20 protein-coding genes are annotated in these 22,639 nt (G+C 34.0%); 9 read left to right on the top strand and 11 right to left on the bottom strand.

What is annotated here, in order from left to right; all coding sequences use genetic code 11:
• Positions 1 to 3: 3 nt before the first annotated feature.
• The 6 genes from sufD to U736_RS0109900 all read left to right on the top strand — a co-directional run bounded on the left by sufD (position 4) and on the right by U736_RS0109900 (position 8,794).
• Entirely contained in the window at positions 4 to 1,266 is a 1,263-nt protein-coding gene (sufD, locus tag U736_RS0109930; protein WP_015856381.1) for a Fe-S cluster assembly protein SufD, read from the top strand.
• A 10-nt stretch (positions 1,267 to 1,276) separates the two neighbouring features.
• Positions 1,277 to 2,521, top strand: a complete 1,245-nt coding sequence (locus U736_RS0109925) for a cysteine desulfurase (RefSeq protein ID WP_026500746.1) — start codon at positions 1,277 to 1,279, stop codon at positions 2,519 to 2,521.
• A complete protein-coding gene (locus U736_RS0109920; RefSeq protein ID WP_015856383.1) occupies positions 2,514 to 2,915 on the top strand; it encodes an SUF system Fe-S cluster assembly protein in 402 nt (133 codons plus the stop codon). The genes U736_RS0109925 and U736_RS0109920 overlap by 8 nt, the downstream gene beginning before the upstream one ends.
• Positions 2,916 to 2,998: 83 nt before the next feature.
• Positions 2,999 to 4,639, top strand: coding sequence for a site-specific DNA-methyltransferase (locus U736_RS0109915; RefSeq protein WP_015856384.1), 1,641 nt, complete (start codon positions 2,999 to 3,001; stop codon positions 4,637 to 4,639).
• Positions 4,640 to 4,661: 22 nt separating this feature from the next.
• Positions 4,662 to 7,412: a DEAD/DEAH box helicase gene (locus U736_RS0109910; RefSeq protein ID WP_026500745.1), complete on the top strand. Its 2,751-nt coding sequence runs from the start codon at positions 4,662 to 4,664 to the stop codon at positions 7,410 to 7,412.
• A 443-nt stretch (positions 7,413 to 7,855) separates the two neighbouring features.
• On the top strand, positions 7,856 to 8,794 hold the full coding sequence (locus tag U736_RS0109900) for a COG2958 family protein (protein WP_015856386.1): 939 nt from the start codon (positions 7,856 to 7,858) through the stop codon (positions 8,792 to 8,794).
• A gap of 563 nt (positions 8,795 to 9,357) precedes the next feature.
• Here the strand turns inward: U736_RS0109900 and sodC are convergent.
• From sodC to U736_RS0109880, 4 genes are all read right to left on the bottom strand, one after another.
• Positions 9,358 to 9,885 carry a superoxide dismutase family protein gene (gene sodC / locus U736_RS0109895; protein ID WP_015856387.1) on the bottom strand — a complete coding sequence of 176 codons (528 nt, stop codon included), beginning with the start codon at positions 9,883 to 9,885 and terminating at the stop codon, positions 9,358 to 9,360.
• 332 nt (positions 9,886 to 10,217) lie between these two features.
• Complete coding sequence (locus U736_RS0109890; protein WP_015856388.1) at positions 10,218 to 10,574, bottom strand: membrane protein; 357 nt, start codon at positions 10,572 to 10,574, stop codon at positions 10,218 to 10,220.
• Positions 10,552 to 10,896, bottom strand: coding sequence for a hypothetical protein (locus U736_RS0109885; protein WP_015856389.1), 345 nt, complete (start codon positions 10,894 to 10,896; stop codon positions 10,552 to 10,554). Before U736_RS0109885 ends, U736_RS0109890 begins: the two co-directional genes overlap by 23 nt.
• A gap of 542 nt (positions 10,897 to 11,438) precedes the next feature.
• On the bottom strand, positions 11,439 to 12,665 hold the full coding sequence (locus U736_RS0109880) for a UbiH/UbiF family hydroxylase (protein ID WP_015856390.1): 1,227 nt from the start codon (positions 12,663 to 12,665) through the stop codon (positions 11,439 to 11,441).
• A 183-nt stretch (positions 12,666 to 12,848) separates the two neighbouring features.
• Here U736_RS0109880 and pcsA point away from each other — a divergent pair, with 183 nt between their 5' ends.
• Genes pcsA through U736_RS0109865 form a run of 3 tightly spaced genes read left to right on the top strand, consistent with a single transcriptional unit; the run spans position 12,849 to position 15,143 of the window.
• The gene (gene pcsA, locus U736_RS0109875; RefSeq protein ID WP_026500744.1) at positions 12,849 to 13,661 is read left to right on the top strand and encodes a phosphatidylcholine synthase; all 813 of its coding nucleotides are present in this window, start codon (positions 12,849 to 12,851) and stop codon (positions 13,659 to 13,661) included.
• A gap of 25 nt (positions 13,662 to 13,686) precedes the next feature.
• Positions 13,687 to 14,733 (top strand): enoyl-CoA hydratase/isomerase family protein, encoded by a 1,047-nt coding sequence (locus U736_RS0109870; RefSeq protein ID WP_015856392.1) that lies wholly within the window; start codon positions 13,687 to 13,689, stop codon positions 14,731 to 14,733.
• The gene (locus tag U736_RS0109865; RefSeq protein ID WP_015856393.1) at positions 14,730 to 15,143 is read left to right on the top strand and encodes a DUF6163 family protein; all 414 of its coding nucleotides are present in this window, start codon (positions 14,730 to 14,732) and stop codon (positions 15,141 to 15,143) included. The genes U736_RS0109870 and U736_RS0109865 overlap by 4 nt, the downstream gene beginning before the upstream one ends.
• A gap of 327 nt (positions 15,144 to 15,470) precedes the next feature.
• Here the strand turns inward: U736_RS0109865 and U736_RS0109860 are convergent, their stop codons facing one another.
• From U736_RS0109860 to U736_RS0109830, 7 genes are all read right to left on the bottom strand, one after another.
• Positions 15,471 to 15,830, bottom strand: coding sequence for a hypothetical protein (locus U736_RS0109860; protein ID WP_015856394.1), 360 nt, complete (start codon positions 15,828 to 15,830; stop codon positions 15,471 to 15,473).
• A gap of 107 nt (positions 15,831 to 15,937) precedes the next feature.
• Entirely contained in the window at positions 15,938 to 16,747 is an 810-nt protein-coding gene (locus U736_RS0109855; protein WP_015856395.1) for an MBL fold metallo-hydrolase, read from the bottom strand.
• 10 nt (positions 16,748 to 16,757) lie between these two features.
• On the bottom strand, positions 16,758 to 17,531 hold the full coding sequence (locus U736_RS0109850; protein ID WP_015856396.1) for a TatD family hydrolase: 774 nt from the start codon (positions 17,529 to 17,531) through the stop codon (positions 16,758 to 16,760).
• Positions 17,521 to 19,080 (bottom strand): methionine--tRNA ligase, encoded by a 1,560-nt coding sequence (gene metG / locus U736_RS0109845; RefSeq protein ID WP_015856397.1) that lies wholly within the window; start codon positions 19,078 to 19,080, stop codon positions 17,521 to 17,523. Before metG ends, U736_RS0109850 begins: the two co-directional genes overlap by 11 nt.
• Before the next feature lie 76 nt (positions 19,081 to 19,156).
• A complete protein-coding gene (locus U736_RS0109840) occupies positions 19,157 to 20,200 on the bottom strand; it encodes a DNA polymerase III subunit delta' (protein ID WP_015856398.1) in 1,044 nt (347 codons plus the stop codon).
• Complete coding sequence (gene tmk / locus U736_RS0109835; RefSeq protein WP_015856399.1) at positions 20,197 to 20,841, bottom strand: dTMP kinase; 645 nt, start codon at positions 20,839 to 20,841, stop codon at positions 20,197 to 20,199. The genes U736_RS0109840 and tmk overlap by 4 nt, the downstream gene beginning before the upstream one ends.
• A gap of 28 nt (positions 20,842 to 20,869) precedes the next feature.
• Positions 20,870 to 22,033, bottom strand: coding sequence for a D-alanyl-D-alanine carboxypeptidase family protein (locus U736_RS0109830; protein ID WP_015856400.1), 1,164 nt, complete (start codon positions 22,031 to 22,033; stop codon positions 20,870 to 20,872).
• Between the last annotated feature and the right edge of the window lie 606 nt (positions 22,034 to 22,639).

The following is a 22,639-nucleotide window of genomic DNA, read 5'->3' as shown; positions in this document are numbered from 1 at the left end:
AATATGAATACACAGCAAAACTTGTTAGCAGTTGAAGAAAATATACTCAGTAATTTCAATCAGTGTGTAAACGACTTACCTGGTGATAAAGCTGTACAGGAAATCCGCAAGAAAACTATTGAGCAGTTTCAAACAACACGGCTTCCTTCCCGTAAAATCGAAAGCTGGCATTATACCAATCTGCGTACCTTACTGAAGTCTATTAGCAACTTTTCACAAGTTCAAGACAATCAATTGGTTGATGCATTGCTTTCAGAAAGTGCTGTTTTCTCCATAAACAATGGAAAAACATCGATAGAGTCAAAGGTAGACAATATTACAGTAAAACGCCTTTCAGACGCATTAGAAGATAATTCTGTACAGATAAATCAAAACATTTCTGATGAGGATTTTATTGGACAGTTAAATACAGCTTTTGTTACAGATGGTTGGCTTTTTCACATCCCTGAAAATACAAAGTTAAATATACCCATTGAATTACAAAATATACAAATGGGGGGACAATCTCATATTTTTTCGGATATAAAAGTTGATAAAAATAGTCAAGTTATGTTTATTGAACATCAGGTTGGCAGTGATAAAGATACCTTTGTCAGTTCAATATTTTCATTAAATGTCGCTGCTGATAGTGATGTTACGTGGATTCTCATTCGCAATCGTGATTTTAATTCTACGCAATTTGGTCGATTTTGTGCTGTTCTTGATCAAAGAGCGAAGTTATCACTTTATGTCATTAATATAGGGAGCCAATTAAATCGCCAAGAAGTCGATATTGAATTACAGGGAGAAGAATCTGATTTTCAATTACGCGTTATAAATTTATTATCAGGACAAACACATAGTGATCTTACAATGACTGTTCGTCACGTGGAAGAAAAATCAACATCAACCGAAATTATACGCAATGTGGTCACAGATAAGGCTGTTGGTGTTTTCCAAGGAATAATACGTGTGTCTCAAAAAGCGCAAAAAACAGATGCACGCATGGCTTGTAATAGCCTTATTCTTTCAGATGATGCAGAATTTAATGCAAAGCCTGAACTGGAGATTTTTGCTGATGATGTTGCATGCGGTCATGGTGCAACAGTTGCTAATATTAATCATGGTTATCTTTTTTATCTTATGGCGCGTGGTATCCCATTTAAAACGGCTCGTGCACTTTTGATTAAAGGATTTATCTCTGAGCTCATTGATGAGATCAAGCAAGATAATATTCAAATTGCTTTGGAGAATATCATTAGTAAATGGCTTGCAAAAAATGTTTAAGGTAGAAAAAATGGAAAATAACGTAAAAACATTTACTTATAATGTCGAAGAAATTCGGCGTGATTTTCCTCTTTTGCACCATCAAGTTTATGGAAAGCGATTAGCATATCTTGATAGTAGTGCTTCTGCCCAAAAACCAATGTCAGTACTCAATGCAATGAATAATTATTATCACTATAGTTATGCTAATGTGCATAGGGGAATGTATTTTTTAGCCAATATAGCAACACAATCATATGAAAATTCTCGTGAAACCGTTCGTGTTTTTCTAAATGCTCAAAAAGCTGAAGAAATTGTTTTTACGAAAAATGCAACAGAAGCTATTAATACCGTTGCTTATGGTTGGGCTATGCCCAAACTCAAAGAAGGTGATGAGATTGTTCTAACGATCATGGAACATCATTCAAATATTATTCCTTGGCATTTTCTCCGTGAACAAAAAGGTGTGAAACTTATTTTTGTTCCTGTCGATGAAAATGGTGTTCTGCACATTGAAGATTTCCAAAAGGCTTTAAGCGAAAAAACGCGGCTTGTTGCTATTACGCATATGTCCAATATATTAGGAACTGTACCTCCTGTTAAAGAAATTATTAAGCTCGCACATCAAAATTCTATTCCTGTTCTTGTTGATGGTTCTCAAGGAGCAGTACATTTAACCGTTGATGTGCAAGATCTCGATTGTGATTGGTATGTCTTTACAGGTCATAAGCTTTATGGTCCCACCGGTATTGGTGTTTTGTATGGTAAGGAAGATAGATTAGAAGAAATGCGTCCTTTTCAAGGGGGAGGGGAAATGATCGAGGAGGTAACAACCGATAAGGTTTTTTATAATGCTCCTCCTTACCGTTTTGAAGCAGGCACTCCTCCTATTGTTGAAGCTATTGGATTAACTGCAGCTATTGATTATATACAAGAGAAAGGTCGTAGCACGATTCATGCCCATGAGAGGTCCCTTTTAGCTTATGCGCAGGAAAAACTTAAAATGATTAAGTCATTGCGTATTTATGGTCATTCTCCCAATAAAGGAGCTATTATATCATTTACAATTGAAGGGATTCACGCCCATGATATCGCTATGTTTATTGATAGAAAAGGAGTTGCAATACGTGCGGGAACCCATTGTGCACAGCCTTTATTACAGCGCTTTGGTCTAACATCTATTTGTCGGGCATCATTAGCCATGTATAACACTCAAGAAGATGTAGATCAATTAGTAGAAGCATTGAAAGAAACAAGGACATTTTTTAATGGCTGAATCAATTGAAAAGCGTCATTCTACAGAATCTGTTGAAACTGTAAGCGAAAATAAAAAATCTTATATATCAGCAATTCCAGCAGATGAAATTGATCGTATGACGAATGATATTATTGCTGCTCTCAAAACAGTTTATGACCCAGAGATTCCTGCTGATATTTATGAGCTAGGACTGATTTATCGTATTGATATTGAAGATGATCGTTCAGTAAAAATTGAAATGACTCTTACAGCTCCGGGATGTCCTGTTGCTGGTGAAATGCCGGGGTGGGTAGAAAATGCAGTCAGTGCAGTTGAAGGGGTTTCGTATGTTGAAGTCACTATGACTTTTGATCCACCATGGACACCTGATTGTATGTCAGAAGAAGCTCAAATTGCTGTCGGATGGTACTAAAAGTATTGTTAAGAGACTCTAATTTAGCCATTCATGAATAAGCTGTTTACTTTTCACAAGCGTTTGAATTTAAGGACGATCGCATGAGTTATAATAAACAAAAATTAGAACTTAACTGGATTGGAAAAGAAAAACGCCCAAAACTAGAGCCTCGTATCTTATTAGAAGATCTTGAAAAATCTTATCACGCTTCGCATCAAATATCATCCCAAGATATTTTTGATAATAAACTTATTTTTGGTGACAATTTGCTCACACTCAAAGCGCTTGAACAAGAATATATGGGGAAGGTAAAATGTATCTATATCGATCCGCCTTATAATACAGGCAATGCCTTTGAACATTATGAAGATGGTTTAGAGCATTCCCTATGGCTCAGCCTTATGAGAGACAGGCTAGAATTGTTACATCATTTACTGGCGGATGATGGAAGTATCTGGATATCAATTGATGATGATGAACAAGCCTATCTTAAAGTGATGATGGATGAAATTTTTGGTCGCCAAAATTTTATAAACAACATTATTTGGCAAAAGAAATATGCTCCACAAAATGATACAAAGTGGCTTTCAGACAACCATGATTTTATAATGGTTTATGCCAAAGATAAAATGTTTTGGCGTCCTCAATTGCTTCCTCGTTCAAGCGATATGGATGCGCGCTATAAAAATCCTGATAATGATCCTCGCGGCCCTTGGAAATCTGGAGATTTATCCGTAAAAAGAGTGACGCTTAAGGATATTTATGAAATCATCACACCTTCTGGACGCAAGGTGATGCCCCCTAATGGTAGAAGTTGGGCTATGAATGAAAAAAAGTTCTTTGAATTATTAAAAGATAATCGTATTTGGTTTGGTCCAACAGGAAGCAATGTTCCTTCTCTGAAGCGTTTTTTATCAGAAGTAAAAAATGGTACGGTTTCAATGACGATTTGGCCCTATACAGAAGTGGGGCACAACCAAGATGCCAAAAAAGAAGTCAAAGTTTTTAATTCTGATAATGTCTTTACAACTCCTAAACCGGAACGGTTAATGGAACGCATCATTCAACTTGCCACCAACCCCGGTGATCTTATACTGGATTCTTTTGCTGGTTCTGGCACAACCGGTGCTGTTGCTCATAAAATGGGAAGAAAGTGGATTATGATTGAACTTGGTGAGCATTGTCACACCCACATTATCCCTCGTTTAAAACAAGTCATTGATGGAACTGATCAAGGGGGAATTTCCAAAAGTGTCAATTGGCAAGGTGGCGGTGGATTTCGCTATTATCGCCTTGCACCTTCTCTGTTACAAAAAGATCCATGGGGACAATGGATTATTAGTCGCGAATATAATGCTGCGATGCTTTCAGAAGCAATGTGCAAACATATGGGATTTACCTACGCACCTGATGAAAATCATTATTGGATGCAAGGGTATTCAACCGAAACAGATTATATTTATGTCACAACAAGCGCTATGACCCATGAACAACTCCGTATAATGAGTGAAGAGGTAGGCTCTCATCGCACGTTGCTGATTTGTGGTACAGCCTTTGATACAAAATCAGCATCCTTTGAAAATCTGACACTCACTAAAATCCCCCGTGCAGTATTAGAAAAATGCGAATGGGGAAGGGACGATTACAGTTTAAATGTAGCCAATCTTGAACCAGTGATTGTGGTAAAAGAAAACAACAAAAATAAAGATATTGTGCAAGCAGAATTAGATTTATTTGAATAGTATATAAAAAGCGGAGTTTTTCATGAACACTATTGAAAAAAGGATTTCTGCTCGCTTATCGTTACGTGATCCTCAACGTGAATCTTTAAATATTTTGGTAAAAATCTTAGAAAATATAGAGCTTTCTAAAAATGCTGATTTGGTTGCAGAGTTAGAAGTGATAAAAAATCTTTATCCTTCTGTACAAGATTTTGAACGAAACTTTCCCTCTTTTTGTTTTGCCTTAGCAACGGGTGTTGGGAAAACGCGACTTATGGGTGCTTTTATCAGCTATCTTTATTTAACAGGTCGCAGTCGCCATTTTTTTGTTTTAGCGCCAAATTTGACTATTTATGAAAAGTTAAAACAGGATTTTAGTCCCCAAAGTCCGAAGTATGTTTTCAGTGGAATGAGTGAATTTATTGCCAATAGACCCGTTATTATTACAGGTGAAGATTATGAAAGTGGTAAAGGTATTCGCGCTGATGAACACTATTTTCAAGGACAAAAGCGTTTGTTTGAGAATAGAGATACGGCTTTTATCAATATTTTTAATATTTCTAAAATTAATACAACAGATAATAAAAAAGGCGCACTAAAATCTAGTATGCCGAGGATTAAACGCTTACAAGAGACAATTGGCGAAAGTTATTTTAATTATCTCGCAAATCTTCCTGATTTAGTTTTGTTAATGGATGAAGCACATCGTTATCGTGCTTCTGCTGGTGCAGCGGCAATTAATGAGTTAAAACCTGTTTTAGGAATAGAGCTTACAGCGACACCAAAAACAATAGGTGCAAAACCCGTAGATTTTAAAAATGTTGTCTATAGTTATTCACTTGCAGAGGCTATGAGGGATGGTTTTGTAAAAGAGCCTGCTGTTGCTACGCGTAAAGATTTTCAACCTCAAAATTATACATCTGAGCAATTAGAACATATCAAATTACAGGATGCAATTCATGCCCATGAAAATGTGAAAGCAGATTTAGTTGCCTATGCCAAAGATTATAACAAAAAGTTCATTAAGCCTTTTATTTTAGTTGTTGCTCAAGATACAACTCATGCACAAAAACTACGGAATTTATTGGAATCAGATGATTTTTTTTCAGGGGCTTATAAGGGAAAAGTTTTAGAGATTCATACAAAACAGTCAAATATAGAAGAAGATCAAAATATTCAAAAAATTATTGCTATTGAGGATCCTCATGAGCCAACGGAAATTGTTATTCACGTTAATAAATTAAAGGAGGGGTGGGATGTTACGAATCTCTATACTATTGTACCGTTGCGTGCATCGGCTTCAGAAATTTTAACAGAGCAAACAATTGGGCGCGGATTGCGTTTGCCTTATGGGTATAGAACAGGCGTGGAAGCTATTGATCGTTTAACAATTATTGCGCATGATCGTTTTCAAGATATTATTGATCGTGCAAACGATCCAAACTCAATTATAAAAAAGCATATTGAGATTGGAAGAGAGGGGGATGTACCCTCTGAAAAGTCAGATATTGTGACGGTTCCATGTCAAGTAGAAGCTTTATTGATGCAAACGATGGTAACACGTAATTCCGATATAAATGGAGCATCTGATTTACAAGGTATCATATTACGTAATCCAGATTCCCCTACATTAACGCCTGAAGAGCGAGATATTGCAGTGATCGCGTGGGATCTTATCAAAGAGAATGATAAATTGCCAAGTTCTCAAATGCTTTATTCTGCACCGATAAAGGAAAAAATTGCTAATAAAGTTATGAATATTAAGCCTTCATCACAAAAGTCTCTTGTATCAAAAGTGGTTACAATTTTGATACAACAATTAGCAGAATTGATGATAGATATTCCCAATATTGTATTCATACCTTCGCGTGACGTGACTTATGGTTTTTCTGATTTTGATTTGGAAAATTTAGAAAACTTAAATTTGCAACCTGTTAGTAAAGAACTTTTAATTCGAGAATTGCGTACCCATAAAAGCATTTTTCTCACTTCTGAGAATGAATATGTCAAAGAGCCTTATCTCGAAAATTACATCATTCGTGGTTTGATTGATAATGACTTTATCGATTATGATAGCCATACGCTCTTATTACGAAAATTAGCTGGTCAGATAGTAGAACATTTCCGATCTTATTTACCCAATGATGCAGCCGTTGAGAACGTATTAATTCACTATCAGCATAAGCTTATTAGTTTTATTGTTGCGCAATTAAGAGAACATCAATGGGAAACGCAAAAAGATTATGAGGGTAAAGTGACATGGGGTTTTACAACTTTATCGCCTATCCATTATGTATTACCGCAAGGGACGTCTCCTCTTGATTTTCGTAATATTCCTGCCATTAAAAGCGATATTAAGAAACTTGTATTCAGCGGCTTTAGAAAATGCTGTTATCCTTTACAAAAGTTTGATTCAGTAGAAGGGGAGTTACGATTTGCTCAGATATTAGAGGATGATGTACAAGTATTGAAATGGATGAAATCTGCTCGGGGGTTTTTCAGAATAGAATATGATAAAGGATCAACTTATGAACCGGACTTTGTTGTAGAAACGGAGGATGCCAAGTATCTTTGTGAGCCTAAAAAAGCTTCTGAAATGCAAAATCCTATTGTGTTAAAAAAGAGAGAAGCTGCAGTTCAATGGTGTTGTCATGCAACGCGCTATGCGGCTACTTATGGCGGTAAAAAATGGTATTATGTTCTTATTCCCCATGATGCTATTAAAGCAAATAATAGTTTTGAAGGTTTATGTGCAGATTTTACCATTTCAGAATCTATACTTGAGAGCTCATAATTTATTTTTTCAAAAATAAAACACATAAGTTTTTTAATCGACGGATGTGAGGTGCAATCAAATGTTTGGATAATTATTTTTAATTTTTTGCACTATCGCATCATTAATTTAAAAGTATTAAGGGGTTCTTAAATCAAAAAATTAGTATTTTTTTCTAACGACATTAAAATAAAAGGAAAAATGTATAGAAAAGTTACACAAGATTATGATTTTTTATGGGGATTTTTAGCACATTTACAATTTTTGATAAAAGTACAATCTTACTTTCCTTATGTGAAAAGATCTTTGAGTTTATAGTCACAAATTTAAAAAAATATTTTAATTTCATTGGGTAATTTTATAAATATGCTTTTTTTAAAAAACTTAAATAGTTTATTGTTCTTTCATTTAAAAAGCCTGAATATAATGAAATATCCAGAGGGTGAGAGGGGGGAATTTATCATATGACTTTGAATTTAATAAACACTGTTTTTAATTTTTTAAAGAAAAATCCGACAACAAAATTTACAGCTCGAGAAATTGCTCAATGGGTATTTGAAAATTACCCAGATAAATGCCGTCAAAAACAAAAGCATTCAACGGCAATAATTACTCCTCTTAATAGTGATGCAGCCCTTATTCAGCAAATTGTTGCTGAAATAGGAGCAAGACGCCCTCAGTTACAAAAGCGTTATTCAGAAATTAAAACCACTGAAGGACGACCACGGCAATATTATTTTACTAAACAAACAGATGATGCTGAAATTGATTCAGTAGAGAACAATGCAAAGAGTAGAACAGAAGATGGTTCTATTAAAGAGCATGATCTTTATCCGTTATTATCTAAATTTTTATGGTCAGAGCTTGCAGTTTACAGCAAGCGCATTAATGAGAAATGTTCTCGTAATAAACATGGTGCAGGCGGAAATAAATGGCTTTATCCAGATCTCGTAGGAATGCAAGATTTAAGCAGTGAATGGAATCGTGAAATCAAAGATTGTGTTTTGCAATATTTTGATAAAAAAACGAAGCTTTGGTCTTTTGAAGTAAAAATTCTCATCAATCGTTCAAATTTACGAAAAGCATTTTTTCAAACAGTTAGTAATTCTTCATGGGCTAATTTGAGTTATTTAGTTGCTAGTGAAATTGAAGGGGTTGATACATTAAAAGAGCTTCGAATGCTTTCAAGTTTGCATGGAATTGGATTTATAAGACTCAATAAGGAAAACTCTTCCGAGAGTGAGATCTTAATTCCAGCCAAAGAACGTAGTGATATTGACTGGGATACTGCTAATAGATTAGTGGAGGAAAACAAAGATTTTCTTGATTATATTAAGCTCATTCGTCAATTTTATCAAACTGGCGAGATGCGTCCACTAGATTGGGATCATATGTATCCATGAGAGGTATTTTAAAAAAGACTCTATTGTTTAAAAACCCTTTTTTCAGAGTGATAAAAAATTACTCTAACTATTTTATTTGACTTATTATATTGATATAATCTATTGATTTATAATGATAATGAATCATTTGCTTTAAACTTAAAGGGAAATATCCTAGCATTCAATCTTTTAAAACCACCTTATATTGATATTGTATCAATCAAAATTGTTTGCGTGCATCTCATGAGTGGGCTTGAGTAGGGGAAGAGTAAAAATTCCGTTTTAGACCCGTTCTATTTTGTACGTGAGGCGTAATTCCATTAGATACTAGACTTAATAATTATAATTTATTACAAATTTGATATTTTAGAAAGTGAAATTCAATTTTCTTGCTTTGTTTACATCAAACATTGAAAATATTACTTCCTCATATTGAAGTCTTCTTACGGAGAATTTATACCACTATTTCTTTAATTTCCATTGTTATTCGTTTTGATTATTATTAAGTTTTTTGTTATCCAAATTAAACATTCAAAAAACTTTACTCTTATAAAATATTCACACAGTTTGCCACAATATTCTCTTTATTTTTCAATAATACCGCACGCCAAACGCGCACCACCTCCGCCAAGCGGTAATGGTTTGTCTGATTGATTATCTGCTCCTAAATGAATGACTAAAGAGTGCCCTTTAATTTCAGAGATTTTTTTTAATCGTGGAGCAAGAACGCTCATCATAGCATACCCTTGCTTATCAACATAAAGTGCTGGTAAATCACCAAGATGACCATTGACATTATAAGGTCCTAAATGTTTTCCGGTATGTTCCGGATCATAATGTCCACCTGCGCTTCCACCAATTATGCCATCTTTTGTATCACATGAAGGATTTACATGTACATGAAAACCATGCATCCCTTCTGATAAAGTAGATAAATTAGGGATGAAAATCAAACCGTATGTATTTTCTTCAATTTTAATGCTACCAATAGCCTTTTTGGAATTATTATCTTCTAATTTATAAATATTTACTTCTGTTGATTGCGCTAATGCAGAGTTTTTATGAATTAAAAATGCCATAAAAATCAGTAATGATAATAATATTTTTTTCATAAAATACCTTATTATTTTTAAATAAATTTTATCTATAAAAATAATTTACATAGAAATATTAGTTCTTAGAAAGAGAAAATAAATTAAATTATATTTCTGAACATAACTCTCATTTTTTGATCTATAAAAAAGGAAGCCTTCATAGAAATGATAATTATATCTCTCTTACATTTCTTCAAGAGGTACTTTAAAAAATCTATTTTTTTGAGATGTAATAAAGCAATTTTAATAATTCAGATATTATTTCATTTATAATAATTGTTTCATCAAAAAACAGAACATATAATTTGTTGATGATTTGATTTTTTTCATAAAAAAATGACGCGAAATTTCTATTCATTATGAAATTTATAAGAGAAAGAATTATTATGATTCATATAAATTTCCCATAAAATACAGCATATACCAACACTCCCTCCCATTCCTGATCCTATCAGTGTTCCTATTATTATTCCGGTAGAAAGTGCTACTCCTATACCCATTGCTATAACTGGACCAAATCCTGGAAGAGCAATATAACCATAAGCTGCAAGAGTTGCTGCGATAGCTCCTGATATGCTACCATTTAAACCGCCAATGAAAGCAAATTCTTTAATAGAATGGCAGCACTTTTTTAATTTTTTTTCCTTACAGCTATGAACAGAAACGTTACTGTAAGTTTTAAAATCAATCATATTTTTTTCTTTCATTTTGAATGCTAACTGTTCCTGAATAGTCAACGGATACGAAAAAATGGGACTTTTTAAATTTTACTAAAGCACGCCAGATGCCTTTGTCATCTAAACGCAATCGTTTAATATTCTCAAAACCATTTTGCATAAGACAATTTTTAACTTGTGAAGCAGTAAATGAGTTCTGACCTATTTTAGTGACATTTTGAGTAGAGCTATAGGTAAAGGCTTGACAATAAGGAAGATGAAAAACCTCACTGATTGAAGTAGTGACTGTCAATGAGACACATACAATCATTATAAAAAAAATACTTAATTTCAAAAATTTATTTAGTTTCATCTTGTCACCATTTGTTGAAACAACACTTCATTAACCTCTGTGTTACTAACAAGTTCCCAAGATGATTTTATTTTTAATATTATACTTAATGATAAAAAGTTTTGAAACTCTATTGATTAAATAAAAATGTTTTTTATTATTTATTTTCTTATTAAAATTAATGTTATAAAATAACTATTTCAAAATGGTATTATTTTTCATTTGCTTTATAGTGTAAAATTTAACAGACATGATTTAGCAAGATATCTTTACAATTCCATCTGTAGTCTATAATTAACTTAATTATTATGCTTATTAGTTTTTTATCTGTAATTTTTATATTTCATACAAAACTATAAGAAATATATTTATTATAATTATTTTTTCTTATTTTATATTAGTCTGCTAAATATATATAATAATTTTTAATAAAAAATGATGTATAGTACTAACAATTTTACATGTTTTATTACAAAAACTCAAATAGAAATAATTTTTCTGTGGTATTGATACCTTATTGACTTATTATTATTTGTTTATTTTACGTTATTATCCATTATTGCTCAGTAGAGCTGTTTAGATGATTTTGTTGGAAATATTTGCATAATTTCCTTGAATCCATAACCGGGATACATTCCTTCGCGCATAAATAAATTACGTAATGGTGAAAAACTATGTAACAAACCAAGCCCAACGCTTCGTATCATATGAACAGGCAACATATGAGAAAGTAGAGCAGAGTTAAGTGTATGAACAGCTCCACTTCGGATTAATATATCTGGTTTGCGGCATTTGTTATAATGCGCAACAATCATTTCAGAGTTAGAGTTGGACATTTTATTGGGTAAAATATCAATCAACGTTTGGACATCACGGAATCCTAAATTCAATCCTTGTGCTCCAATAGGGGGAAAAACATGAGCGGCTTCACCCACTAAAATTGTTCGATTAGCAGCAAAATGATGAGAAAGAAGTCCTGAAAGCGGCCATGCTTGAATTGATGTTTCTAAGCGTAGCTTTCCAAGCATTGATTGCATTTGGTTTTCGATCATTTTTGCAATTTCTTTTGGTTCTATATTCAATAATTCCTCAGCACGAGAAGGATGAACAACCCATACAAGACTAGATCTTCGCCCTGGTAAAGGAACCTGTGTAAATGGACCATGTTCTGTATGAAATTCGGTTGATGTATTTTGATGAGAAAACTCATGAGAAAAGTTGAGAACAAGTGCTTTTTGTGGATAATTCCACTGTTTGACACTTATTCCTGCTGCGGCACGTGTAAGAGAGTGACGTCCATCAGCAGCAACAACAAGTGGTGCTTGAATGACTCTATAATCAGCAAGAGTAATACATACATGGTTTTTTGTGTGATGAATAGATTTGGCTGCCGAAACAAATCTTGTAATATTGGGCGTATGTGTAACAGCATCGACTAAAGCACTGTTCAATTTTACATTAGGTATATTATAGCCAAAAGCTTTTTCACCAATTTCAGCAGAAGAAAAATGCACCGTAGGAGCATGCACAATTCTAGAAGTTATATCTACAATTCTCATGTAGGATAAAGCAGCAGCATATTTTTGAATATTATTCCAAATATTGAGCTTTTGAAGCATGCGTATTGCAGGCATCATAAGAGCAGTTGTCCGTAACTCATCTGTATGAGCAGGGGGGCCAACAAGAAAAACAGAAAACCCCTCATGTGCAAGACTCAGTGCGGACAACATTCCCACAGGACCTGCACCAATAACAGCAATATCTTTATGCTCTTTCTTTTCAAATATCACAACGATTTGAACCTTTATCCATTGAGAAAATATTTTAACATTTCCAAATGATCACTCTCTTTTTATTATATGAAGCTCTTCTATTATAGTATGTAATAAATAATGCGATATAAAAAAGTAACCTTTTTATGATTTTTTTAAATGCTGGGTTATATCATCGGTAAAAAAATGGCGTATTGATAGATGGTTGAAGACTTTAAAAACGAGGATAAGAAAACCTTGAAACGTAAACTAACAAAGAAAATCAAAACAAATGCTAAATTATTACGCCATAAAAAAGTAACAATGCCACAAGCAAAGGCTTTTTCTGTTCATTTACTAACAGCTTCGGGATCCTTTTTAGCGTTTCTTTCTCTTATATCAGCCTCTCAAAAAGAATGGACAGCTATGTTCTGTTGGCTTGGGCTTGCACTTCTCGTCGATGGTATAGATGGACCAATTGCACGCAAACTTGATGTTAAATACGTTCTTCCAACATGGTCTGGAGAGCTATTAGATAATATTATTGATTACGTGACTTATGTCTTAATTCCTGCTTTTGCACTCTATCAAAGTGGTTTTATGGGGGTAGGGTTATCGTTTTCATTGAGTGCAATTATTGTTATTTCATCTGCTATTTATTATGCAGATACTAGCATGAAAACCAAAGAAAACTTTTTTAAAGGATTTCCTGTTGTTTGGAATATGATGATTTTTACGCTTTTTGTCGTAAGACCGGGAGAGTGGATTACTTTTATCATTATTGTTTTATCGGCGATTATATCTTTTTTGCCAATTTATTTTATCCATCCAGTAAGAGTCCTTCGTTTACGCAGAGTTAATTTTCCAATTTTTCTCTTATGGTGTTTTTTTTGTGTTTCTGCATTCTTTTATCAACTAGAGGCTCCCTCTTGGGTTAAAATAGGAATTTCAGTAACAGGAATTTATATATATTGTATTGGCGCAATCATGCAAATATTTCCTCAACTTGGGGCAAAAAATATAAAAAAACAATAAATAGTTGTTTTAAGAAGGGTGTAAGATGCAAATTGATTTTGGAGCAGATGATGATATTTCTTTTACGAAAGAAGGGCGTGCTGGTATTATAAAGCTCACACGCCCTTCAGTATTAAACGCTCTGAATCAACGAATGGTTTCAGCTTTAAAAAAAGCTCTCAGGACATGGGAAATAGATGATAATGTTTCTTGTGTTTTAATTGAAGGGGAGGGGCGTGCTTTTTGTGCTGGTGGAGATGTTGTAGAAATCTACCATATGGGGAAAAGTGCCTCTGCTTGTCAATACTTTAGTGATGAATATAGTTTAAATGCTTATATCAAACATTTTTCAAAGCCCTACATTTCTTTCTTAAACGGTATTTGGATGGGAGGAGGGGTAGGTATTTCTCTCTATGGTTCGCATCGAATTGTTACAGAAAATACAGTTTTTGCTATGCCAGAAGGTGCAATTGGATTTTTTCCAGATGTAGGTGCAAGTTTTTTCTTACCATCTCTTCCCAATCATTTTGGCATCTATCTTGCATTAACGGGCGCACGCATAAAGTGGGGAGATTGCTTAAATTTAGGATTAGCAACACACGCCGTTACTGAAATTGAATTCGATATGATTAAAAAAGCTATTATTGAGCAAGGAGATCCTACTTTAGCTTTAAACGAGCGAGCAATTACAAAAGACTATGAAACGAGTCATGAAATACGTTGTATTATTAACACTTGTTTTAGTGCCCATACCTTAGAAGAATGTCTTGAGTTGCTACATAAAAAAAGTAATGAAGGTATTTTATTTGCTAAAGAATGTTATGATATTTTGCAGTCACGTTCTCCGATAAGTTTAAAAGTTATCTGGAAACAAATGAAACAAAATTCATCTCAAACGTTGGAAGATTGTATGAAAATTGAAAACCGTATTGCACATCATATGATTAATTCACATGATTTTCATGAAGGTATACGTGCTATGTTAATCGATAAGGATAAAAGACCTCAATGGCAGCCAGATAAACTTTCAAATGTAACAGATGAAATGGTAGATTCTTACTTCCAACCTGTTGAGCAAGAGTTATTATTGTGAAAAATAATTCACACAAACGGATTTCAAAAATCAATTTAATCTATAACTGTTATTTACGGTTTTTGGCACTCATTTGCTTAGTCCTAGGTATTTGTTATTGGATACGTCTTGTTGGTGTTTTTCCAGGTATTCTATGGCGTTTTGATCTTATGCCTTGGCAGTGGCAATTTGCATCAGCTATATTGGCTATTCTCTATCCTATTGCCTTAGTTGGACTTTGGATGTATTCATTATGGGGTATCATTGTGTGGTGTATTGCAGCATTAATTGAAGCAATAACAATATATTATTCTGATTTTATTTATCAGCCATTTGTACCGTTATTTCATGGAATATTGTTTTTAGCTTTCATAATACTACAAATTGTGATGATTTTTTTTAAAAGAGTAAAAAATAAAAAAACATCGTGATTGAAATTTTCTAGCCAGAATAACAGGCTCGATTTTCAATCATAACAATTTTCAAACATACGTTCCTCAAAGTGCTAATGCTAGTGCTAGATATACTCCCTCCATAAAGTTCCATAATATATATTATGCGATAATACGACACCGGAAAACAAAGCAAACCCTACTTTAAAACATAAATCATATTTATAATCGTACAACTCACTTTTTAAAAAAAATTATGGTAATGGCGATAATAATTGAACCGCACATTAAAATATTCGGTCTTTGAGAATATTCCTCAAAGACCAAAATAGTTGTGATGAAATTACGTCGTATAAATAATAAAAATTACTGTACTATTTTACAACGTTTTATACGTGCAAGATCACTCAAAACAGCATTACGATTATTTAAAGCTGAAATTTCATTACTTTCACTTGATTTTACATCCATAAAAAACAAAGCAGGTACAAATATAACACCTGCTGCTGCTAAAGCCACGTTTTTATTTCTTGCTTTAGAACGCTCTGCAATTGTATCATTAATCTGACGTTTATTAGCAAAAAACTCCCGTTGAATATCGGCACAACTCATTGATCCGTCATGTAATGTTGTCGTTGAAATATTTTTTTCTAAACGCCCTCCACATGCTGTCAAGGAAACCGCTAAAACCACAATACATACACCCCGCTTAAAATTCTTATACATAAAAGCCTCATTTTCGACATAAAAAACACTAAATATGTCAAAAACGAAATAAAATAAAGGATAAATTTAAAAGTGTTTTATTTAACTTAAAAATTCCCATAATAAGCTTATGCATCTGTTTCAAAAATAAGACCTTGATATGCAGGTTTTACATAGGATGGAACGTAATTTATAACCTTATTGTAATCCAGCGATCTGTCCATATGTGTGAGTATTGCTTGTTTTGGCTTTAAATATTCTATCCATTGTAATGCTTGATCAACAGAAAAATGACTCGGATGAGATTTAAATTGAAGAGCTTCAATGATGAGAACATCCAAGTCCATTAATTTGGATAAAGTTTTTTCAGGAAACTCACTAACATCCGTACAATAGGCAACATTCCCAATCCGAAAACCTAAGGAATGAATGTTTCCGTGATGTTGTAAATGTGTATTGACGCTTATTGCTCCGCCCTGCCCCTGAATAATAAATTGGCTATCTTCATTGATAAGATGCTCTTTTAAAATGGGAGAATAAGATGAAGCTTTTGGTGTTTGAAAACAATATCCGAAAGCACTTTTGAGATGCTCTAGTGTAAATCTGTCGGCATAGATATCTATTAGACATTTTTGTGCAAGTGCATAGCTGCGTAAATCATCAATACCGTGGATATGGTCTGCATGAGAATGTGTGTAAAGAGCAGCATCAAGATGGCTTACACGCGCATCAATCATTTGTGAGCGAAAATCTGGACCTGTATCAATAACGATTGTTGTTTTGTCTCCTGAAGGTTTAATACGTTCAACTAATAAAGAACTTCTGTAGCGTTTATTTTTAGGGTTATTCGGATCACATGTTCCCCAATCACCATTGGGCCGAGGCACTCCTGGAGAAGGACCACAACCTAATATTGTAAATCGGTATTGATCACACATATCTTTTGCCTTATTTCATTTTACTAAATAAACGAAAAGCGTTACGCGTTGTTATTTGAGCTGTTTCTTCAATGCTTAAGCCAATTGTTTCAGCCAAAACAGCTGCTGTATAGCATACAAAAGACGGTTCATTTGTTTTTCCCCGATGGGGACTAGGTGCTAAGAATGGAGCATCTGTTTCCACTAACAAATGCTCATGGGGCACAATTTTTGCTATTTCACGGATTTCAAGTGCATTTTTAAAAGTGAGAATACCTGAAAAAGAAATATAACCACCAAGTTCGATTCCAGCATGAGCAAGTTGCATTCCAGACGAATAACAATGAAGGATAAAGGGGAAAGCTCCTTCTTTTATCTGTTCACGTAATATTGTCTCCATATCGAGATCGGCATTGCGTGAATGTATAACAAGAGGAATCTGTGTTTCTCGAGAAGCAATGATATGTTCTTGAAAAACTTTTTTTTGCTCTTCTGGTGTAGAATAATCATAATGATAATCAAGTCCCCCTTCCCCAAACGCAACAATTTTAGGGTGATTCGAGAGCTGTATAAGCTCTTCCGCTGTAATATTTTGTTCTTCATGCGCATGATTGGGGTGTGTTCCAACAGAACAAAAGACTTGATCATAGCTTTGCGCAATGGCTAACAGCTTATCTAACTTATGAACATGGGTTGAAATTGTTATCATACGTTTAACGTCAGCATCTAAAGCCCGTTGGATAACATTATCCAAATCTTGTGAAAAATCTTCAAAATCAAGATGACAATGTGTATCAATCAACATGATAAGTATCTTCTTTCTTCAAGATATAACGAGGAAAAATCGGTTCTGGTGGTGGAAGATCAAGCCCTTCTTGAATTTTTGAGTGACTTATATGATACAACAACCGATCATCTTCAGCAACCGCAAGGCTATCAAGAAGTTTCGCTGCTGATTGGGGTATGAAAGGTAAAAGCATAATTCCTATTCTCCGCAAGATTTCTACAGTGATATAAAGAACTGTAGAAAATCGCTCTTGGTCATTTTTACGTAAACTCCAAGGTTGTTCGTTGGCAAAATAGCGGTTGGCATCTGCTACAATTGAAAAAATAGCTGAAAGTGCTAAATGCATACTATAAGAAGACATAGCTTGATGTACAGTTTCAAGTACTTGAAGAGATTGTTCTAAAAGCTGTTTATCTTGAGCTAAAAATGAAGTTGGTCTCGGGACTTGTGCATTACAATTTTTGGCAATCATAGACAAACAGCGCTGTGCTAAATTACCAAGATCATTAGCAAGATCAGCATTAATACGGTTCACAAGGCTTTCATGGCTATAACTACCATCTTGTCCGAATGGTACTTCACGGAGAAGAAAATAACGGACCTGATCAAGACCATAATGATCAACCATTTCAAAAGGATCAACGACATTTCCAATAGATTTTGACATTTTTGCACCACGATTAAGTAAAAAACCATGTGCAAAAATATTTTTAGGCAATTCAATTCCAGCAGACATTAAAAATGCCGGCCAATAGACTGCATGAAAACGAATAATATCCTTACCAATAATATGCGTATTTGCAGGCCAAAAATCACGTTTTTTTGAATTTTCATTGAAAAAACCAATTGCTGATAGATAATTTGTAAGCGCATCAACCCAGACATACATCACGTGCTTTGGATTCTCAGGAACAGCAATGCCCCAGTTAAAACTTGCGCGTGAAATAGAGATATCTTTTAAACCTGATTTGATAAAACTTATAATTTCATTACGCCGCTCAAGTGGAGCAATAAAATCAGGATGTTTTTCATAATATTCAAGAAGAGCTTTTTCATAATGAGAAAGTCTAAAAAAATAACTTTCTTCTTCATTCCATTCAACTGGAGAGCCTAATTCTTTCTCACGGCGGATGTTGTCTGGTCCAATTTCCGTATCTTTTTCTTCATAATAGGCTTCTTGGCGAACCGAATACCACCCCGTATAACGACCGAGATAAATATCGCCATTTGCTTCCATCTTTTTCCAAATTTCTTGACAAGCTTGATAATGGCGTTCTTCTGTCGTACGGATAAAATCATCGTTAGAACAATTTAATACTGCAAGCATTTTTTGAAACACAGCACTATTACGATCTGCAAGTTGCTGAGGTGTCATGCCTAATGCTGCTGCGGTTTGTTGCATCTTTAGACCATGCTCATCTGTACCAGAAAGAAAAAATACATTTTTTCCGTTTAATCGTTGAAAGCGGGCTAAGACATCGCTTGCAATTGCACTATAGGCATGTCCAATATGTGGAGCACCATTAGGATAAAAAATGGGAGTTGTTATGTAATATGTGTCACGCATGTCATACTCGTTGTAAAACGCTATAAATAAAAGATATAATGACATAACGTCTGTTCATCGTATTGTCACGGAAAAACTAATCCTCATGAATGATCTTATGAACTTTAAAAAGTAAGTTAATAACAAACTGCTTTTTATCGAGATTAAACAATTGTATTTCCTCTATTTCTTGATGAATCTCTTGCCATTTTTCCGCATATTTTTTTGAGAGAAATAAGTCACCCTTTTCAACGAGCATGATAGCTTTTTTTTGAATTTTATTAAGAATTTCATCACAAAATTGTTGAAATTGGAATGTAGAAGAAACAGATGAAAATGTTTGTGCAAGAGTATGTACAATCGTTGCGTTACAAACAGGTTTCTCTAAGAGAACATCAATTGTTTTAATAATTTCAAGACCGTCATGGCAGATAAGTAAAGCAGCTTTTCGAGGACTTCCTTTAGATTTTTTAATAATTATTTCAATTGTTTTCTCATCAGGTAAGTTTTGATTGGCAAAAATATGTATAATAACTTTTTTCATTTCATCGTTATTCAACGGACGAAAAGAAATTTTTTGACACCGTGAATGGATTGTTGGAAGCAATTTTCCTGAAGAATGCGCGATAATAACAAATAGCGTTTTTGAAGGTGGTTCTTCAAGTATTTTGAGAATTGCATTTGCTGCATTTCTATTCATATCATCTGCAGAATCAATAATAACAATACGCCATCCATTATCTTGCGATGTTCGGCTTAAAAAATGCATAATATCACGGACATCATCAACGAGTATTCCTGTTTTAAACTTTTGCGTTTTTACATCAAATCGACGTGAAATATACAAAAGACCAGGGTGACTTCCTTGTGTAATTTGGCGCCATGGAGTAGAATAAGGATCGGGTTTCAAGAAAGCATCCTGTTGAGAACTTAAAATGTTCCAAGCAAGATGAAAGGCTAATGTAGCTTTTCCAATCCCATATTCTCCTTCAAATAATAATGCATGATGCAAACGCTCTTCTTTAAGCATTTGTGTCAAAAAATGACGAACATCCTCATGACCAAAGACAACATCATTCTGGGATGGTGATAAAATTGTATCAATATCATCATATTGGCGTAAGATATTTACATTACTCATGAAAGCTTATCCAACAATACCTGATGACAAATATTTTTTATTTGATGTGCAACGGCTTCCACTGAGCCAGTGGCATCAATGACTCGAAATCTATGGGGTTCCTGTTTGGCCAATTGAAGAAAAGCTTGACGCCTTTGTTCTTGAACTTCCAACTGATCTTTTTCAAAATAATCAATTTCTTCTGTTTCTTTTCTTCGTAAATTTGCACGTTTCATACCACACATTGCTGGCATATCTAATAAAAATGTTAAATGGGGCAAGATACCATTGAGTGCAATACACTCTAAAACAGCAAGAAGAGAAGAACTGACTGTATCATTGAGTCCTTGATAAACGCGTGTAGAATCAATAAAGCGGTCACATAAAACGATTTTACCTTTTTGCAAAGAAGGCGCAATAACCTCGGTAACATGGTCGACACGTGCGGCTGTAAACAAAACAGCTTCAATCAACGGTCCATACTGTTGCGCCTGCCCTGACAATAAAATATGCCGGATTGCTTCTGCTCCTAGCGTTCCCCCTGGTTCTCGTGTTGTGACAACATCATAACCTTGGTGTGAGAGAGACTCAGCAAGTAAAGAAATCTGCACCGTTTTTCCTACCCCGTCCCCTCCTTCGAATGTAATAAAATAACCTGACACGTATGACCTTAACCTTATTAGCACGTAACTACAAATATTTCCGTAACCATCCAATTGTTATTTCATAGAATGCATTTTTTACTTTTGCAAAGAAACTTCCTTCCTGAACATTCATTCCGGCAAAAACTGGTTTTTCCAGAAGAACCTTTTTATCTTCTAAAATTTGAATAACGCCAACTGATTGTCCAGAAACGATAGGAGCTTTCAATGGACCATGATATTTAATTTTTGCTTTAACATTTACTTTTTTTTCATTCGAAAGCATAAAACTTATTGGTTTTTTAACAATGAGTGGAACAAAATTTTGCGTACCACCATAAACAGAAGCACGACCAACCGCTTCTTCTTTTGTGAAAATCGTTTTGAGATCAAATGCTGTCATTCCCCATTGAAGAATGCGTTCTATTTCTTTTGTATATTTTTTACCATCTTGTAAACCATTGATTGCTAAAAAAAGACGTCGATGATTTTTAGAAATGGTGGCAACCATTGAAAAACCTTCTTTTCCGCTGTAGCCAAAACCAAATCCTTCTACACCAATTTCCTTAGAAATAAGAGGATTTTTATTACGTTGAAAAATATTATTCCACGTAAAATGAGGTTCACGATAAAGTGCATAATAATCCGGATATTCCTGAACAATATGACGTGCTAATATAATCATATCACGCACGGTTACAAATTGTCCCTCTTCGGGTAGCCCTGTTGCGTTAACAAAATGACTCTGAGATAATCCGACTATTTTCGCGCGCTGATTCATCAGTTTTGCAAAATGAGCCTCATGTCCAGATATTCCTTCAGCAAGAATAATAGCAGCATCATTTCCATTCATAATAATTAAACCACGTAAAAGATCAGAAACACTGATTTCTGTCTTTATCTTTGCAAACATAGTGGTTGTACCGGAAGGTGCTCCACCTTTACGCCAAGCATTTTCACTGACCTTGAATTTCTGCGTACTCTTTAACAATCCCTCCTTTAAGTGATGAAATACGACTTCCACTGTCATCAATTTTGCTAATGAAGCAGGAAAAAAAGGAATATCACTTTGTTTTTCATAAAGTATTGTCCCTGTATCATCATCGAGTAACAACAATTGTGATGCAGAAATTTGAAAACCTTCTGCTCTCCCCCACGTGTCAAATGCCAATATCCCCCATAAAGTCAATAAGATCCTTAATGTTGTATACATAGCTTCTCCTCCCATCCCAAAGATCAACATAAAGAATCTTATATAGGAAAAAACTTTTTTATTTCCGCAAATTGAGGAATTATTGACAACTCAAGAAAAGACTTTATTTTTATTCAACGTTATCAAAAGTAATATGATGCACTTTTTATCTTCTACATAGGTTTAGTTTAATATTTTAAAGTATACAAAGACAAAAATATTTTTAAGTTTTTTGTTTTATATTTATAGTAAATTGTTTATTATAAAAATTATAATATTTTAACTTATATATTATTAAAAATGCTGTAAGATTTCTTCGTTATATTTCTTCTCATATTGAATTTAATAAAATTTGCTTACTTACGCGTCATAAGTAAAGTTCGTATATGGATAAAAATTATTAAAAAAGAGAGTAAAAATACCTCTTATCAACCTCTCAAGAGTTAAGAATTATCGCACAAAACATTGGAGGCTTACAAAGTGTACGATGGTGTCGGTTTATATCTTCATAAGTGTAAAGATAGTGATGTCTAAAGGCGTTACCACTCATACCATTCATAGGCGCTATCGTAAAATAGGCTTGTAACGTGTTGAAATATTTCCCTTTTAAATAAGTACGTGAATTGG

It is taken from the genome of Bartonella grahamii ATCC 700132, from assembly GCF_000518085.1.
Classification (GTDB): Bacteria; Pseudomonadota; Alphaproteobacteria; order Rhizobiales; family Rhizobiaceae; genus Bartonella; species Bartonella grahamii.
Note: the sequence above shows the minus strand (reverse complement) of the source record. Positions and strands in the feature narration are given on the sequence as shown.

Excerpts from the sequence above, each read along its gene's own strand:
- U736_RS0109925 (WP_026500746.1), top strand. The coding sequence starts at position 1,277 with ATGGAAAATAACGTAAAAACATTTACTTATAATGTCGAAGAAATTCGG.
- U736_RS0109830 (WP_015856400.1), bottom strand. The coding sequence starts at position 22,033 with ATGTATACAACATTAAGGATCTTATTGACTTTATGGGGGATATTGGCA.
- U736_RS0109855 (WP_015856395.1), bottom strand. The coding sequence starts at position 16,747 with ATGTGTGATCAATACCGATTTACAATATTAGGTTGTGGTCCTTCTCCA.
- pcsA (WP_026500744.1), top strand. The coding sequence starts at position 12,849 with ATGGTTGAAGACTTTAAAAACGAGGATAAGAAAACCTTGAAACGTAAA.
- U736_RS0109840 (WP_015856398.1), bottom strand. The coding sequence starts at position 20,200 with ATGAGTAATGTAAATATCTTACGCCAATATGATGATATTGATACAATT.
- U736_RS0109915 (WP_015856384.1), top strand. The coding sequence starts at position 2,999 with ATGAGTTATAATAAACAAAAATTAGAACTTAACTGGATTGGAAAAGAA.
- sodC (WP_015856387.1), bottom strand. The coding sequence starts at position 9,885 with ATGAAAAAAATATTATTATCATTACTGATTTTTATGGCATTTTTAATT.
- U736_RS0109920 (WP_015856383.1), top strand. The coding sequence starts at position 2,514 with ATGGCTGAATCAATTGAAAAGCGTCATTCTACAGAATCTGTTGAAACT.
- U736_RS0109860 (WP_015856394.1), bottom strand. The coding sequence starts at position 15,830 with ATGTATAAGAATTTTAAGCGGGGTGTATGTATTGTGGTTTTAGCGGTT.
- U736_RS0109890 (WP_015856388.1), bottom strand. The coding sequence starts at position 10,574 with ATGAAAGAAAAAAATATGATTGATTTTAAAACTTACAGTAACGTTTCT.
- U736_RS0109910 (WP_026500745.1), top strand. The coding sequence starts at position 4,662 with ATGAACACTATTGAAAAAAGGATTTCTGCTCGCTTATCGTTACGTGAT.
- metG (WP_015856397.1), bottom strand. The coding sequence starts at position 19,080 with ATGCGTGACACATATTACATAACAACTCCCATTTTTTATCCTAATGGT.
- U736_RS0109870 (WP_015856392.1), top strand. The coding sequence starts at position 13,687 with ATGCAAATTGATTTTGGAGCAGATGATGATATTTCTTTTACGAAAGAA.
- U736_RS0109885 (WP_015856389.1), bottom strand. The coding sequence starts at position 10,896 with ATGAAACTAAATAAATTTTTGAAATTAAGTATTTTTTTTATAATGATT.
- sufD (WP_015856381.1), top strand. The coding sequence starts at position 4 with ATGAATACACAGCAAAACTTGTTAGCAGTTGAAGAAAATATACTCAGT.
- U736_RS0109850 (WP_015856396.1), bottom strand. The coding sequence starts at position 17,531 with ATGTTGATTGATACACATTGTCATCTTGATTTTGAAGATTTTTCACAA.
- U736_RS0109900 (WP_015856386.1), top strand. The coding sequence starts at position 7,856 with ATGACTTTGAATTTAATAAACACTGTTTTTAATTTTTTAAAGAAAAAT.